Origin of the sequence: Priestia sp. AB (assembly GCF_028369225.1) — a bacterium.
In the GTDB taxonomy this organism is placed as follows: domain Bacteria; phylum Bacillota; class Bacilli; order Bacillales; family Bacillaceae_H; genus Priestia; species Priestia megaterium.
In genome coordinates this window covers 1-14,737 of the sequence record NZ_JAQMYN010000025.1, presented here as the reverse complement: position 1 = coordinate 14,737, position 14,737 = coordinate 1, and the positions used below count along the sequence as shown (strand labels likewise).

Annotated in this window: 24 protein-coding genes; 12 read left to right on the top strand and 12 right to left on the bottom strand. The window is 31.2% G+C overall.

The genetic code is table 11. The features are described 5' to 3' along the window. Nucleotides 1–144 precede the first annotated feature (144 nt). Nucleotides 145–702: a hypothetical protein gene (locus POF52_RS29315; RefSeq protein WP_271997507.1), complete on the bottom strand. Its 558-nt coding sequence runs from the start codon at nucleotides 700–702 to the stop codon at nucleotides 145–147. 199 nt (nucleotides 703–901) lie between these two features. Here POF52_RS29315 and POF52_RS29310 point away from each other — a divergent pair, with 199 nt between their 5' ends. Beyond that, nucleotides 902–1,099: a hypothetical protein gene (locus tag POF52_RS29310; RefSeq protein ID WP_271997505.1), complete on the top strand. Its 198-nt coding sequence runs from the start codon at nucleotides 902–904 to the stop codon at nucleotides 1,097–1,099. Nucleotides 1,100–1,553: 454 nt separating this feature from the next. Continuing rightward, complete coding sequence (locus POF52_RS29305; RefSeq protein ID WP_271997502.1) at nucleotides 1,554–2,198, top strand: DUF7010 family protein; 645 nt, start codon at nucleotides 1,554–1,556, stop codon at nucleotides 2,196–2,198. Nucleotides 2,199–2,294: 96 nt separating this feature from the next. On the opposite strand, the gene POF52_RS29300 is transcribed toward POF52_RS29305, so the two are convergent. From POF52_RS29300 to POF52_RS29290, 3 genes are all read right to left on the bottom strand, one after another. Beyond that, on the bottom strand, nucleotides 2,295–3,113 hold the full coding sequence (locus POF52_RS29300) for an STAS domain-containing protein (protein WP_271997500.1): 819 nt from the start codon (nucleotides 3,111–3,113) through the stop codon (nucleotides 2,295–2,297). Nucleotides 3,114–3,192: 79 nt separating this feature from the next. Continuing rightward, nucleotides 3,193–4,035: an STAS domain-containing protein gene (locus POF52_RS29295; RefSeq protein ID WP_271997497.1), complete on the bottom strand. Its 843-nt coding sequence runs from the start codon at nucleotides 4,033–4,035 to the stop codon at nucleotides 3,193–3,195. A 369-nt stretch (nucleotides 4,036–4,404) separates the two neighbouring features. Then, the gene (locus POF52_RS29290) at nucleotides 4,405–4,629 is read right to left on the bottom strand and encodes a hypothetical protein (protein WP_271997494.1); all 225 of its coding nucleotides are present in this window, start codon (nucleotides 4,627–4,629) and stop codon (nucleotides 4,405–4,407) included. Between the two features lie 308 nt (nucleotides 4,630–4,937). Here POF52_RS29290 and POF52_RS29285 point away from each other — a divergent pair, with 308 nt between their 5' ends. After that, nucleotides 4,938–5,318 (top strand): DUF5412 family protein, encoded by a 381-nt coding sequence (locus tag POF52_RS29285; protein WP_098433685.1) that lies wholly within the window; start codon nucleotides 4,938–4,940, stop codon nucleotides 5,316–5,318. A 152-nt stretch (nucleotides 5,319–5,470) separates the two neighbouring features. On the opposite strand, the gene POF52_RS29280 is transcribed toward POF52_RS29285, so the two are convergent. Then, nucleotides 5,471–5,803 (bottom strand): hypothetical protein, encoded by a 333-nt coding sequence (locus POF52_RS29280; protein ID WP_271997490.1) that lies wholly within the window; start codon nucleotides 5,801–5,803, stop codon nucleotides 5,471–5,473. Nucleotides 5,804–5,955: 152 nt separating this feature from the next. Between POF52_RS29280 and POF52_RS29275 the strand changes: the two genes are divergently transcribed. The 3 genes from POF52_RS29275 to POF52_RS29265 all read left to right on the top strand — a co-directional run bounded on the left by POF52_RS29275 (nucleotide 5,956) and on the right by POF52_RS29265 (nucleotide 7,024). After that, nucleotides 5,956–6,180 (top strand): hypothetical protein, encoded by a 225-nt coding sequence (locus tag POF52_RS29275; RefSeq protein ID WP_025601625.1) that lies wholly within the window; start codon nucleotides 5,956–5,958, stop codon nucleotides 6,178–6,180. Between the two features lie 253 nt (nucleotides 6,181–6,433). Beyond that, the gene (locus POF52_RS29270) at nucleotides 6,434–6,682 is read left to right on the top strand and encodes a hypothetical protein (RefSeq protein WP_098433687.1); all 249 of its coding nucleotides are present in this window, start codon (nucleotides 6,434–6,436) and stop codon (nucleotides 6,680–6,682) included. Between the two features lie 72 nt (nucleotides 6,683–6,754). Next, the gene (locus POF52_RS29265; protein ID WP_098433688.1) at nucleotides 6,755–7,024 is read left to right on the top strand and encodes a hypothetical protein; all 270 of its coding nucleotides are present in this window, start codon (nucleotides 6,755–6,757) and stop codon (nucleotides 7,022–7,024) included. 297 nt (nucleotides 7,025–7,321) lie between these two features. Here the strand turns inward: POF52_RS29265 and POF52_RS29260 are convergent, their stop codons facing one another. Both POF52_RS29260 and POF52_RS29255 read right to left on the bottom strand, forming a co-directional pair. Further along, a complete protein-coding gene (locus POF52_RS29260) occupies nucleotides 7,322–7,504 on the bottom strand; it encodes a hypothetical protein (protein WP_271997484.1) in 183 nt (60 codons plus the stop codon). 70 nt (nucleotides 7,505–7,574) lie between these two features. Next, nucleotides 7,575–8,492: a hypothetical protein gene (locus POF52_RS29255; RefSeq protein WP_098433690.1), complete on the bottom strand. Its 918-nt coding sequence runs from the start codon at nucleotides 8,490–8,492 to the stop codon at nucleotides 7,575–7,577. A 519-nt stretch (nucleotides 8,493–9,011) separates the two neighbouring features. Between POF52_RS29255 and POF52_RS29250 the strand changes: the two genes are divergently transcribed. The 3 genes from POF52_RS29250 to POF52_RS29240 all read left to right on the top strand — a co-directional run bounded on the left by POF52_RS29250 (nucleotide 9,012) and on the right by POF52_RS29240 (nucleotide 10,639). Beyond that, nucleotides 9,012–9,521 carry a DUF3916 domain-containing protein gene (locus POF52_RS29250; RefSeq protein ID WP_271997453.1) on the top strand — a complete coding sequence of 170 codons (510 nt, stop codon included), beginning with the start codon at nucleotides 9,012–9,014 and terminating at the stop codon, nucleotides 9,519–9,521. Nucleotides 9,522–9,709: 188 nt separating this feature from the next. Next, the gene (locus POF52_RS29245) at nucleotides 9,710–10,129 is read left to right on the top strand and encodes a hypothetical protein (RefSeq protein WP_271997450.1); all 420 of its coding nucleotides are present in this window, start codon (nucleotides 9,710–9,712) and stop codon (nucleotides 10,127–10,129) included. 45 nt (nucleotides 10,130–10,174) lie between these two features. Beyond that, nucleotides 10,175–10,639, top strand: coding sequence for a DUF2691 family protein (locus POF52_RS29240; protein ID WP_098433693.1), 465 nt, complete (start codon nucleotides 10,175–10,177; stop codon nucleotides 10,637–10,639). A gap of 108 nt (nucleotides 10,640–10,747) precedes the next feature. Here POF52_RS29240 and POF52_RS29235 read toward each other — a convergent pair whose 3' ends face one another. Both POF52_RS29235 and POF52_RS29230 read right to left on the bottom strand, forming a co-directional pair. Next, the gene (locus POF52_RS29235; RefSeq protein ID WP_098278146.1) at nucleotides 10,748–11,140 is read right to left on the bottom strand and encodes a UPF0715 family protein; all 393 of its coding nucleotides are present in this window, start codon (nucleotides 11,138–11,140) and stop codon (nucleotides 10,748–10,750) included. A 178-nt stretch (nucleotides 11,141–11,318) separates the two neighbouring features. Then, complete coding sequence (locus tag POF52_RS29230; RefSeq protein WP_098278145.1) at nucleotides 11,319–11,627, bottom strand: DUF3139 domain-containing protein; 309 nt, start codon at nucleotides 11,625–11,627, stop codon at nucleotides 11,319–11,321. Between the two features lie 246 nt (nucleotides 11,628–11,873). Between POF52_RS29230 and POF52_RS29225 the strand changes: the two genes are divergently transcribed. Next, complete coding sequence (locus POF52_RS29225; RefSeq protein WP_271997441.1) at nucleotides 11,874–12,659, top strand: MerR family transcriptional regulator; 786 nt, start codon at nucleotides 11,874–11,876, stop codon at nucleotides 12,657–12,659. 125 nt (nucleotides 12,660–12,784) lie between these two features. Here POF52_RS29225 and POF52_RS29220 read toward each other — a convergent pair whose 3' ends face one another. Both POF52_RS29220 and POF52_RS29215 read right to left on the bottom strand, forming a co-directional pair. After that, nucleotides 12,785–13,135: a DUF2178 domain-containing protein gene (locus POF52_RS29220; protein WP_171776371.1), complete on the bottom strand. Its 351-nt coding sequence runs from the start codon at nucleotides 13,133–13,135 to the stop codon at nucleotides 12,785–12,787. Between the two features lies 1 nt (nucleotide 13,136). Then, nucleotides 13,137–13,364: a helix-turn-helix transcriptional regulator gene (locus POF52_RS29215; protein ID WP_061860304.1), complete on the bottom strand. Its 228-nt coding sequence runs from the start codon at nucleotides 13,362–13,364 to the stop codon at nucleotides 13,137–13,139. A gap of 331 nt (nucleotides 13,365–13,695) precedes the next feature. Here POF52_RS29215 and POF52_RS29210 point away from each other — a divergent pair, with 331 nt between their 5' ends. Both POF52_RS29210 and POF52_RS29205 read left to right on the top strand, forming a co-directional pair. Beyond that, on the top strand, nucleotides 13,696–13,902 hold the full coding sequence (locus tag POF52_RS29210; RefSeq protein ID WP_061860303.1) for a helix-turn-helix transcriptional regulator: 207 nt from the start codon (nucleotides 13,696–13,698) through the stop codon (nucleotides 13,900–13,902). Continuing rightward, complete coding sequence (locus POF52_RS29205; RefSeq protein ID WP_271997434.1) at nucleotides 13,902–14,303, top strand: hypothetical protein; 402 nt, start codon at nucleotides 13,902–13,904, stop codon at nucleotides 14,301–14,303. The genes POF52_RS29210 and POF52_RS29205 overlap by 1 nt, the downstream gene beginning before the upstream one ends. 62 nt (nucleotides 14,304–14,365) lie before the next feature. Here POF52_RS29205 and POF52_RS29200 read toward each other — a convergent pair. Continuing rightward, nucleotides 14,366–14,737: TIGR00730 family Rossman fold protein (locus tag POF52_RS29200; RefSeq protein ID WP_271997431.1), on the bottom strand; the 372-nt coding region annotated here is incomplete at its 5' end.

Below are 14,737 nucleotides of genomic sequence, written 5' to 3'. Positions count from 1 at the left end.
ATCTATATGGTTTTAGGAGGCTGCATACGACAAAAAGAAATCTGAACCGGAATCCTAATTCCCCCAAGATTTCTTTTTTGATGTGTTCCGAAAATACCTGTTATGTGAACTAAAATTGTATGTAATGTACAGATTAACAGTTATTTAATACTCATTTGTATATAAAATTTGATTATCTTTTATGACTGAGACCTGGACAGACTCTCTGGGTACTTTAGGAGTAGTTTTTTCTGAAAGAATATATCCTTTTTGATTTAAAGATATTTTTTTTCTTACTTTCGTTCCATCTTCAAATTCCATTTCTATATATTTTCCTTCTTGAATTAATTTATTATTTGTAATATATATACCGAGATATGGAACCCCTGATAAGGATCCTGTAACCTGTATTGGCAAGGTTTTATCTATTGGTACTTCCACTCCCTTGTACTCTTCAATTCCTCGTCTGCTCTTTGTAAGGATGTAAGTGCCTAATTTAGTAGTATCTTTATATAAAATAAGAGCATGGGGATCTGGCTTAGCTTTAACATTCTCCTTTTTAAGAATAGATAGGTTAGATTTTCTTTTATGCTCTATGAAATCATTAATTTCTCTTTTAGATAGCATCTTATAATTGTTACTGGTATATAAAAAATAGCTACTAAAACCTACTATGATTAATAAACTTAGTAAAACTAATTTAAGATTACGGGATAAAGCCATATTTGTTTTCCCCTTCACTATGTTATTAAGATATAACCATATTTTAACACCTAGGGGTGAAGTAAGTTCCTGTAAGCTGTATTATGTTAACTGAATTTGTATATCATATGCAACAGATTACCTGAAGTATATCTGCTTAAATTATGTAAAAATGTAACTTTTGTGGAACATATTCGTATATATTATAGGAGGCGATAGTATGAAAAAATATAATCTTTTAGGTAAGGTTACATATGTTTTAGGTGCATTGCTATTTTTAACGGGATTTTTGACATTAACCAATAAAGTAGATTATTTTACTCTAGTACCTAATTTATCTGTTGCTATTAAATATCAAGTTGTTGGTTTCGTTTTGATTATTGCAACAGAGACAGGCCTACTTCCTGTTAAAAACTAAGAGATATAAATATAAGGATATAGGAGGTCTATTATGAATATAACAAGCATCAATTGGGGAGATATTGTTTGGCAATTTTTTAATTTGGTAGTTTTATTTGGGGTTGGAGTTTTTATTTTTAATTTTATGAAGAAGCTAAAAAAGAATTAATGATAAAACCTTCTAGAAAGAGATCTAGAAGGTTTTTTGGTTCTTAGAATATGGATTATGTTAACTACCTTTGTATATCATATACAGCTTAAAAACAGAAAAAACTCCTGCAGGTTGTTTAGGAGTTTTTTCTACTACATTTATTAAACGAAAGGACTGATGCCTCACGGCGTCTTGAGTAGGTTGCTCAATAAACCAATTTTTATTCATCATAGATAGTTTCAATAGAATAAGTTATACAATTGGTTTATAAATTATAAACAGAGGACAACTTAGATTGATATAAAAAAGGAGGTTATAATGTATGTCCCAAACTACTATTCCCAGAGCTGCTGTGCGTGGTACAGCTTCTGGAGTTATCTTCATGGCATTTTTCGGTACTCTTTGGGCAGGAATTGGAATTAGAGGAATGCAAGGGTGGGAATTTCCTGTACTTATCACCCTATCTTTATTGATTGGAGTCGTATTATTTATCAGTGCAATTGTATTAATAAAGAATTCTCGTCAATTAACTAATGAAGTACTTAAAAAGGATGAGAATCGTTGGAGAAAAAAGAATAGATGGTTCGGTATTATTTTCAGTTTAGAAGGTCTCTTGATTGCTATTGCTGATTTTATTTGTGTATCTACTAATCACTTAAATTTGTTTGTTCCTGTTATGGCCCTTATTGTCGGTGCTCATTTTTTCCCTCTAGCATCCCTGTTTCAAGTTCCAATTTATTATATTACGGGGACACTTCTTTGCTTACTTGCAACTATTATCATGTTAACTTTTCCTGTGAAAATAATAATAAGCGATCATCAAATTATGGCATGGTGGGTATCTCTAGGTTTTGGCTCAGCTCTAATATTATGGGGAACTGGAGTAATCGTTTGCCTTAAAGGATTTAGGCTACTTAGCATAGCTCAGCATGGAGATGAAAATAGTAAGGTATCTACAAGATTATAATGTGCTTTTCGCTACCGGTAAAGTACATTATGGTAACTAAGGTTGTATCGGATATATTAAATCAACCTAACTTGAAAAAGCTAGGAATTTTAATCCCTAGCTTTTTTGAGTTTCTATCGCTTGTTTAACCGTTGCATAGGTTTTAATAGATGAGAAATCGATTCCATTTCTAACAATAGTTTGGGCAAGTTCAGGCCGTATACCAGTCATCATCACCTCAATACCTTGTAAGCGAAGAACACTGTAAATATCAAAGAGGTAACGTTCAGCTATAGCGTCTATAGTTAAGATACCTGAGAAATCAACAATTAGATATTTTATCTTCATTTCAAGAATTTTCGAGATCACATTCTCCAAGATATATTCAGCTCTTTCTGAATCAATAGATCCAATTAGTGGGAGAACGGCGATTCCATCTTGAATGGGTACGACAGGAACCGATAGCTTCAACACCTCTTGTTGAGCCTTTTTAATTATTTCATCTTTCACTTGTTCAAACACGATAACCGTTTCTTTGATACTTATATCAAGCAAATAGTTAAATCGTTTATTAATAAATACAACTTCTTCTGAAGAAAGTCCATGCTCTATACTTATTTTAGTAAGGCAATCGATAAAGACTAGGCGCGTAGGAGGATAGCGTGTAATAATGATAGAAATTCTCTCTCCTTGAGATGCTATATGCTCACCATTGGTCTTACTCCATTCAACAAGCCCTTCAGGTACGTTGTTTTCACTACTAAAGAGACTTTTTCCTAAAAACCTAATAAATTCAGTATAGACGATAATTGCTTGTTCAAGTTCCTCCTGTAAAGCCTCAAAATTGGGGCTCTGAGAAATTTCTTGCACAATTTCATTTGCTAACATTTCTGCGTGATCATCTAAGTACTTAGCAACGCCTATAATCCCTTTCAATAATTGTCACTTCCTCATCTTCTTATTCATGAATACGTTTAGTTAGTCATTTTATCTCTTGCTTTCCCTATTTATTGTTTTAAACATGAATAAGTAAATCTTCTATCGCCTTTTGTAAACTGGACTTTATAGTCAAACTACTAAAATCAATACCTATACTTACAATGGTCTGTGCAACTTCCGGACGAATTCCTGTTAGAATTGTTTCTACACCAAGCAGCTTTAACGAGTCTACCACTTTGAAAATTTGATCTGCTACCATGGTATCTATAATATAAACACCCGATAAATCCACTATTAAACGTTGAAGCTGCAGTCTGTTCGCTGATTTCAACGCTTCCTCCATTAGATAATTGGCTCTTTCCGTATCTATATTTCCAATGAGAGGCAAAATAGCCATCCCTTTGGCTAAAGGTACAACTGGGACCGATAATTCAAGAAATGCACTTTGTGCACATTCAAGGGTTAATTGATAGAGATGCACATAACTTAAACTAAAGGAATAAGCAGCATGATCTAGAAGAGGATCAATTATTCCACCGACTTCAAATACTGTATCTATTGATAGATTATTTTCCTTTATTACTTCCTTCAATTTCTTCCATAAGAAAGTTCGATAATACTTTGTATCTTTTAACGCTTCATCCAATGGTACCTTCAAATTGCAAAACATTCCCCCTGTTTCTTTTCCCCATTGTGTAAATTTTTGGAGTGCTGTTTCTTCATCTAGATGATCCCTAAGAACTTCACCAAATAGACTTATAAAGTGAGCTCGAATATTAATAAGTTCCCCTTCAAAAGGAGCCAATTGTCTTTTTTCTTCTTCTGTAATATCAATTATTCTATTTTCATGTACTTCATTCGCGATTTCAAATCTATATTCTAAGATTTTATCTCCTAAAAATCCTATTTCATCTTTCATGATTTCCTCCGAAAAGCCTGTTGAGGCTATTATTTAGTTTTTATATTAATTATACCACCACGTGTCAAAATACTTATTTTTTTGTTAATTTCTTAGTATAAAGTTCTCTACTCTCTCCTTTATTACTTATTATATAATTTGGTACAAATGGTAAAAGATCAAAGTGTAATTCGCTTTCTACGATATGGTTAATCCAATAAATAGAAACTTCGTATGTTATAAACATCATAAAAATATAGATATTAAACTAATGCCTTCTGGCAATTTGAATGATTTAATCCATATATTAAAGGACATTCAACATCAGAATATGTAAAGTTATCTCAAATAGAAACAACTTATTACTCTATAGATATTTGGTGTTTTTTGTTAAAATAATGCTGAGGTGAACTTATGGGGATAATCCACTGCATAATCTTCGTAAGTAATCATTAAATCTTGTTGAGCAAATGGAAAAGGATAACCAAAGATTGCTACGCTTAGCTCTTCACGTTCATCAATAGTAACTGGTATGAGGATAGAAATAAGAACTAAAAATACGCTTACAAACAAGAGATACAGCCATATAAATAGTCTATCTAGTAACTCACTCATTATTTTTGACCCCCTATCACCTTTGGCAGTTCCTTATAAAATGATATATAGGATCATTAAATTCTATTCATGTGTTTTGCTTCTGATAATACGTTTTATGTTAAGTAAGTAAGGTTAAAAGGTATTTACTAAAGGTAAAGAAAAAGCCTAGTACAATGTATTAGGCTGCTTTTTATAAGTATTTTAAATCCCTTTATTTACCTTAAAAGGGTTTTATATGAATATATATAGCTTAATAAGTATCTTTTTGGTATAGTTTTACCTGATATACATAACAAAAGATATTGGTTTAGGAATGAGGCATTAAGATGACAGAAAGAAAATCACCAAAAAAGAAATTTATATTTGGTTGCTTAGGATTAATACTTATTGTTGTATTGATTGTTGCTTATTTAATTTACTACTTCTCCTTTTCTATGAATCATCTTCCAGAAGGTGAATTAATAAAAAAAGAGAACTCACCAAATAATACATATACAATAAAACTTTACAGAGCTAATGGTGGTGCTACTACTAGTTATACTCTTAGAGGAGAAGTCATTAACAATAAGAATAAGGAATCGAAAAATATTTACTGGGCATATGACGCAGAAAAAGACACAGTATCTTGGAAAAATAACCATACAGTAACTATAAACGGTCATACATTGGATGTTGAGAAAGACAAGTATGATTTTAGAAGAGAATAAATATAAGTAAAGCAAGCTTTCTTTGAAGAAGCTTGCTTTTATTTGTAAAAAAATGCTATAACTTTAAAGGAAATTATAAATTGAGTTTGATAACTTATTAAGTTAATTACACTCTTATAGAATACATACGGTAAATTGGCTACTTTTTAAATTTAGGCATGTCTATTTATGTTCAATTTATATCGTTTTTTCAACAAGAAATAAAGAATAAACTCGCTGGCTATAAAAATAAGTACACTTATAAATGTAGTGGCTAAAAATTCAAAGATGTTGAGAATTGACATAGAGTGCCCCCACCACCAATATCTAAAATTTGTTCCAAATAAAATAAGATGGACAAAGAGAGAAATTGCTTGAATTTCTCCTACTGATCTGTTGGACTTCATAATAAGTATCTTCCCGATAAAGAAACTAATTATAAAAGATAAAATAATGAATACAAAATAAAAAGAACTAGCCAATAAGGCTTCTTGCGGTGAATACATTGTAACCCTCCTTCGATATTCATTATTTTACCATTAATTATAATTAAAGGTATTTTTTAAAAAAATAGTTAACGAGAACGATTTTATGTTAATTTTAACAAACTCAATTGTGGTAAAATATAATAATAAAGTAACTTATTAGGAGTGTTTATTTGAATAAAAGGGCCGCAGGCTGCTTATTCATCTTCTTGGCAGCCTTATTTATATGTACAAAGTTTATTAGTGCAGCAATTTATTCTTCTAGTGAAGCATCTTGGAGTTCAGGAACTTTTAAAGATCAATTGCATGAAATAGGCACAACGTTAAATATTTTAAGTATCATATCTTTAATCATTGGTATTGTTTATCTATATTTTGCAGAGCGTAATAAGCAATAAAGGTAAAAGATCTTATTGGTACTAATAAGGTCTTTTTAATTATGTGCCCTATAAATTCCAAAAAAAAGGAGTATTTATGAAATATAAATCTATCATCTTGCTGTTCTTATGTACTGTATTTCTTCTATTATCATGTCAACAAAAGCAAGAGAATATTAAAGATATTTCTGTCAAAAAGATTTCTTCTTTCAATACAGAAGATTGGAAAATAAATATCGTACCTAAGAAAGATCACAATAAATAGGTATACGATGTGAAAGCCACGTACTTAAAAAACAAGAGCATTGATGTAACAATAAAACCATACTCAGATAATTCTAAGTATGGATACAAAGGTTATTTAAAAGAACCTATAGTTATCCCTGGAAATTATGAATCTAAAGAGTCTGTTTATTCTAAAGAAAACGACAAGGTAAAAATAAAGTTAGAATGGACTGAAGAGAAAGACAATGAATTGAAACAAGTAGAGGCTGAATATGAACTGGTACCAAGAACGAAGTAAAGATATTTTATGTTAATTGACAGATAAATAAATCTTATCCTTGACCATATATTTAATTCTCGGAGGAACAAATTGAAAAAACGTTTTAGTCTATACTCATTATGTTTATCAATACTTGGAATCTTTATTGGATTAGGGCAATATTTCACATCCACATATAACTCAAATATTCTTTATGTAGGAGTAGTTATTTATCTTGCTGGCTTTACATGTGGAGTAATAGCTTTTGGAAAAAATGAAAAGGGTCTAATGAAATATTTTAGTTTGGCCTCTTTTGTTGTAATTCCACTGCTTATCATGTTAGGTATGTTATTTTTTGCAATGAATTTTGGTGAAAATTAAAAAAGTAAATATAGAACGCTTGCATCCTAAAAAATATTTACATAAAAATTGAACTTATTAAACTAACGGGTTTAGTTAAAGAAAGATAACTAGAAAATACGCATCAAGAAACGTATCCTAAGTATATGACACAATGTATAAGAAGGTGTAATAATTGCTGAAATAAAACTTTATCCAATATCCATCCCCCACCTTCTTGTATTTTGCCAAAATAAAAAGCCACTCTAATTTTTAGAGCGACTTAACGTTAAGTATTAAAATGTTGGATGAGTAAACTCATTGTAAGAAACAACGACTTTAATTGTTTTTTTCTTTCTGAGTAAGCATGTTTTGAATGCGTAAAAGCAATCCAATTATTGCCCCAGCAAATATAGTTAAAGCAATATATGGAGTCCAATCTCCATTAAATAAGGCTTCCATTACTACGAATATTACTACACAAACTATTACACTTGCTAGAATGTACAATAGGTTCTTCATTAAATCACTCCTATATAACAATAAAATTCTAATGAGCTATAACAATAGTCATAGCTCATTGACTAACTAATTAATAGTAAAATAAAATCATTGGGGGTGTCATCTCTTTTTTAGAAAGATTTCCTCCCACACTAATGCTACCAGTTTTTATCGTAATTGAACCAGTAAGCCCAACTGTTACGTGTGTATAATGTCCATACGCATTAGCTCTTACATCATTTTTGTTACCTTTTTTCACTTGTATAGAGATATAGCCGTGATGGTTGTATGGTGGTTTATTTGATCCACCTTTTTTCAGGTTGAATTTTTTAGCAATACCTGTTGCGCTATTAGTTGTAGAACTAGCTTTAAGAGAATGAGTTCCTACACCATCTGTATACTTGTATGAAAACCCGTCCGTGCCTGGAACTTTAACTGCACTAGCAGAATGTGTAATTCCAACTACATCTGTAAGGGCAAACTCAGGACTCTTTATCCAAGTAAATGAGTTTTTAAGTAACGTATTTCCATTTGATAACTTTGAAGAAGTTAAAGTCATCTTAAGTAAGCCTGTAGTTTTAGTTGAACTCTGACTTTTAGCAGCCATTGTAGAAAATACAGGTTTTTCTTGTTGTTGAGCTTGGTTTACTGCTTCACTCTCAGTTATTTCCTCAATATCTGTTACATTACCATCTTTGTCTGCTGTAACCTCATAATAATTCTCTTCAGAAGACGTGAGTTTACCATCTAAATTTTTGTATTTGTTGTATTCTTCAATCGACATGCTATCTATATCATCGTCTGTAAAACCTAATTCCTTCATCTCTTCTTTTTGTTGTTCATTTAAAGAGACTGGTTCAATGAGTTGATCTGTTCCTGCATCTTCTTCAATTACTTCAGTTGTTTCAGCTTGTTCACTATCTGTTGACTCCGCTTTTGCTACACTAGGAATCACAGATCCTGCTACAAGCATAGCTATAAGTATACTAGAAAACTTGTTTTTCAACATAAAAGTACTCCCTTAGTTTAAAATAGTATTAATAATGCGCGCTATTATTAATCTTGCAATTCCATTTAATTTCCAATAGAATCACGCATCCTATATACTAAAATACAATTCTAAACTTTTCAACCCTTTTATTACAAATATGTTAAAAATGTTACTTTTTTGTAATAAAAATAGGAGATTAATATTAATTTCTAAAACTATACCAATTAGAACATATTTAAGTATAAATGTAAAATCCATGAAAAATAAAATTACTTCTCTTATGAAACGTATTTAGTAATTTAGACGTAAAAAAGCCACTCGCTCACAGTGACTTAAAATTATAACAATAATAACTTCGCCTATTTCACTAGCCCGTCTATAAATAATTGACGAGCTAAACATATGCTAATTCATATTCGATGTCCTATACTAATAGATAGCCAAGAAGAGATTCTATTTTTGTAAAAATCATAATAAGACGTCTGTAATATAATTACTCAAGAGTAAATGTGGAATTTAGATTCCGGGGGAATTTTTTTGAATAGAGAAAAAAAGACAAGAGGCTTAAAAAGAAAAACAAAGAACTTGATACAACGTTTAACAGAAGGAACAACCGAATTTCCTAGTGAATTCTGGCACGGATATTGGCATTTACATTTACCTTGTTCTCAAGGATTTATTAATTCCAATAAGACGCCACATGCCATTAAAAGGCTTTGCCTTCAGACCTTAGTAGATAGAACCAAATATCTTATAGATCTAAAACAATCATCTACAGAGACAATCCGTGTAATGTCTGCAATAGATATACCCGACATATGGTCTTCTCAAATCATTGTGTTTTCAAGCGAAAGTCATTATGAAGGTTTCTTTGATCGAGATAATGAAGAACAACAATGGATTCCCCTCCCAAAAGAACGTGATTTATCAAGAGAATGGCAGTTGATCCTGCCTGACGATATGGCCATATGGGGTTATCTTGTGAAAAATTTTGATGAGGGAGACGTGTACGAAAGCGAATTGTGGTTTATTGGTGAAAAGGATTAAACATATTAATGGTTTCATCAACTAACGTGTGCTTAAGTTGATGAGAGAGGGTTGCTGTGGCAGCCTTTATGGTTTAAAAGGAGAAAAATATGAGAGAAGCAATTAGATCCCAAATAGGTAAATTAATAGGCTTAAATTTATAATACGCTGGAAGAGCGTCGAATCTGTTTTGGCTTGGGTTTGGAGAATTGATTTCAGTAACCAGAAGAGGAAAAACTGAAGAATTAGCTGAATACGCTTTAGATATTCAATGTTCTTGGCGTATTATCAAGGACAATAAAATATTAGTAGGCTCACGAGATTTCTATTCTCCAAGAACAGGATGGAATCAGGAAAACGATGATTTTGACTGGGATGTGCAAGGAAATAATAGATTTGATGAACGGATTGAATCCTTTATAGAAAATACAAAAGAACATGTAGCTGTAGAAAGGGTTAAACCAGACGAGGTAGGAGGACTAAAAATCTTTTTATCTCAAGGTTATTTATTGGAGGTATTCCCGGATACTTCAGAAGATGATGAATACAGTGAGTTCTGGAGATTTTTTAATCGAAGAGAAAACAGCCCCCACTTTGTTGTCACAGGTAATGGCATTGAAAACGAGTAATTTTCGATAAAAGGGTACTTTGGTTGAAGATTAGGAGAGGTTTTTATGAAGAGAGGAATAAGTTTTGAAATACCCAATAAGTGCGGAACCTTTCTAGGAGATGTACTACAGCCAATAGATATAACAGATTTTATTTGGCGAGTTAGTAATGAAGAATCATATCTAGAGGTGAATGATAAATTAGACGAAGAACTATTCCCTGAAGAGAAAAAAGTAATGCCAGGCACTGAACTTAAAAACCTGTTAGAAAACAATGTCTATTATATTATTTTTGCTGACTTAAAGGCATATCCGAAAGAAAATATTTCAGAGATTGCGACCTATAAAGAGTTTATCGAAAGTGATTGCGAACTTGTTCTGTTAGTAGTAGATAGTTGTTACACTACTATTTATTGCAAGGATAAAGAAAAGATCGAACTACTTTATAGGAATGCGCAAGCTTATGAATTTAAAGATGTTCAATATGTTACTGAGAAAAATGATACAAGAACAAGATTAACTGTGTGGTGAAAGGTTTGGAAAGCGAACGAGCTCTTGTGTATCAAGAGCTCATTTTTTTAATTGGTTCCGGAAATACCTGTTATGTAAATTAGTTAATTAATGAGTCAACTTTAATTTTTAATAATAAGGATATTCATATTTTTGCATAATGACAGAATCCCACAACCAGTATATAATCCCTGCGCCGATTGCCCATACAATCATCCTCCTAGGATTAAATATTGGTGTAGACCACCCTCCCTCAAGTTTATAAGAAACATAAAGAAAAACGATTGCCACGACACAATATATTAGTAAATAAAAGATATTAAACCTTTTTGGGCATTTATTTAGAAGAAACTGCAAGGGTACTGCAGCAATAGAGTAAGGAATGAGTGTAACAAATGGAATAATGAAACATGCAATAATAGCTCTATAACTCGGTTCGATGATTACCATGAATATAGCATAAGAAACACTAGAACAAATGACTGTTAATATATGATAAGGAAAAAAATCTTTAAATGTCAATGATTGAGCACGCCCTTCTTGTCTATAGTCAAGCAAGTACTGTTACTATAATGCATGAATGAAAAGGAAACAATTACTTAAAGGGAATTATTTCCAATAACATCATTATGGGAACTGTATTGCTATAAGGTTACAACTTATTGAAATAAAGATATGTGTATTTAGTACAGAATCTTTCTCATTTGCCGTATTCTTTTCCATTCAAAATATAGGATTCCAGAATAACCTTATTGTTTTTAGCGTTTTTGTAATAGTAATATTTCTTTTTGTCCCCTTTAATTTTCACATAAACTAACCAATTTTTATCACCCTGCAGATTCCCCATAAAGGGACTTATTTTTTCAATATTATCTTTACTTATATGCTTATCGTTTACCAGATAATTTTCTACTGCTGCTTTAGCAGAATGTTTTTTGTAATTTATATAACCAGAAAAACCAGCTATTCCAAGTGCTAAAAATAAGATTATAATTACTATCTTTTTCATTACATTGACTCCTCTTCATAATCAAAATAAATACTCCATTTTAGTGTAATTTTACACTAAAATGGAATATTTGGATACTTTTAAACTAATAATTCAATTTGTTCCGGTGATTTGTTTTATGTTAACTAAGTTTATTATCACATACAAAACTTAGATTTTTAAAGTTAACGCTTGAACCTCCAGTTACGTCAGGTATTATGATGAAATTAATTAGATTACTACTAGATTATAAGGGGGTTATATAAGTTGGGTAATGATTTAAGTTTCTCAATTGGTAAATTTTCTAAGAAAACGGGTGTTTCAATAAGAACACTGCATTATTACGACGAAATAGGGCTACTCAAAGCTCAAAAAGACCTTAATTCGGGTCATCGACTATATGAAAAGGAACATATAGTAAAACTTCAAAAAATCATAGCATTAAAATTCTTAGGTTATAACCTAGAAGAAATAGGAGTAATGATAACAAATACAAATCTGAACTTAAACTTAGAGAACACTTTAATTCAACAGAAAAAAGCATTTGAGAAGAAAAAGGAGCATTTAGACAAAGTTCTGAAGGCAATTAATCAGACGATTTCTTTATTAGGTGATCAAGAGGATGTTCCAAGTGAAATATTAATTAGTTTGATTAATAACATTCAGAATGAAGAAGATCAACGTACATGGCTTGAGCATTTCACTTCTAAAGAGATTGCAGATAAGGTTTACAATAAATCTGACGAGGAGAATTTGTCTTTAGATAGGGAATTGATTGATTTATCGAGAGAAGTAAAAAGGTTAGTTGGAAAACCAGTTCATGATCCAGAAGTACAAGAGCTGGCAAATAAACATTTGCAAGCATCTCTTAAATACGTTGGTGAGGAAGCTATGCATGCTTTTGGAAAATTAGAGAACGAGGAAATAGAAGACTTTCAAAGTATGATGGCATCACCTTATACAGAGGAAGAAGAAAAATGGTTAGACCAAGTAATAGAATATTATATGGTTCAAAATGGAATGTATAATCCCAACCAACATAATGATAAATAATTTCTTTTAAGCTAACCTTATTAGTCAAGACCGTTAAAGAAACCTATAGAAAATTCTATAGGTTTCTTCTGCTACTTAGAATTCACAGTATGTTAACTACTTCTGAATATGGTATACACAATTTTTTAGTTTAAGAAATCCTTTTTATATCGAACAGCAAGATATATACCTGAAGCAATGAATGCAAGAGAATATTTAAATAAGAAGAAGATTTGCCACATATACTCTTTCGGAAAAATTAGGTCACACAAAATGATTCCACACAACATAACAAGGGCACTTTTTAAATTTATTTGGCTTGTTCTTTCGTCAGACACGCCCATACCCATTTTCTTCTGAAATACGTATACCAAAACCATTGCGATTATAAGCGATAAAAATCCAATACCAATAAGCATATTCCAGTTACTATTCGATTGTTCTGTCCAGGTTTTCAAAGGATAAAAGACGGCATTTTCTATTTTGTCAGTTATCATTTCAATCACTTCCTCTCACATAACTAAAAATATCGTTAACATCCACGTCAAAAAAATCAGCTATTCGAAAAGCTAAAACAAGAGAAGGAGAATAATTATTCTTCTCCATTACATATATGGTTTGTTTGGATACTCCTACAGCGTCAGCCAATTCTTTTTGAGACATTCTTTTTAAAACTCGGTGCTCATACACTTTATTTTCAACGTAGTCACCATTTTTTTCTTTCAATGTAATCACCTTCCTTTTTTTGACTACAAACAAATAATACAACAAACTTATACAAAGGTAAAGTAAACTTATACAAAAGATAAATATTATTATACAATTTATGATAATAAAAAGGGTTAGACTCTTAGCGAGGTATCTAACCTTTTTTACATTTTTAATCAAAAATATAAATTCTTTCTCACTGTCTCTAAAGCACATTAGGTTAACTAAAGTTGTATGCGATATACATAAAAAAGTAGATATTTTGTAAAAGATGTTTGACATAATGAAAATATTACCATATACTATAAATGTAAAATGTTTTTTACATTTTAGGGGTGGGTTGATAAGTATGGATAATCGAATCAAAGAACTAAGGAAATCTAAAAAGTTATCTCAAGAAGCGCTAGCTAATGCTTGCAATGTATCAAGACAAACGATTAATGCGATTGAGAATAACAAGTACGATCCAAGCTTAGAGCTAGCATTTCAGTTAGCAGGAAATTTGAATGTTAGTGTAGACGAATTATTTTTATACAAAAACAGGGGGAATTTATAATGAGAAATGTAAAAAACAATTATGTATGGGCTGCCATTATTTTACTAAGCTGCGCTTTTGCATTATATACGATTTATATAACGGATTTTAAAGATGGAGTTAGATTAGGTGTAACGGGAGTTATAGCAATAGTTTTGGTTATCACTACTTTATGTCAACTTGCTACGTGGGGATTTGATCGAGAAATTCAAAAAGATGAGATGGGTAAGAAAATTGCTACGATGAGTGCTAAAAGAAGCTATCATATCTTAACTATAGGTCTTTTTATTCTTTGGATTTTAGATCGTATTATTTTCGTAAGAAAAAATGATTTTGGAAATATTTCTTTGTTTGCAGCGTTATGTCTGGCATTGGTTATCTTTCCAATTGTTCAATTCTTTTCTGCCAGACGTTATAGATAATATTTAAAAAGCCTAGAAACATTATGTTTCTAGGCTTTTTAGTTCCTATAATTTTGATTATATTAACTTTGAGCCTTTGTAATATATGTTTTCACTGAAGGTGGTTGGTATGCATTAAATTGATCAAGTAACCCCTGTGGTTCTGTATCTACAAGAGCCATCAAACGATACTTTTCCTGTAAAAACTGTTCTTCTGTCATATGATTAAATAATGATACAAGTGGTGTGTAATAGTTATTAATGTTTAAAAGTCCACATGGTTTCTGATGTAAGCCTAACTGAGCCCATGTGAAAATTTCAAAGAATTCCTCTAATGTACCTGGTCCACCTGGTAATGCAATAAATCCATCCACTAGTTCTGCCATCATAGCTTTTCTTTCATGCATAGATTCGACAACAATAAGTTCTGATAAGTTTTTATGAGAAATTTCTCT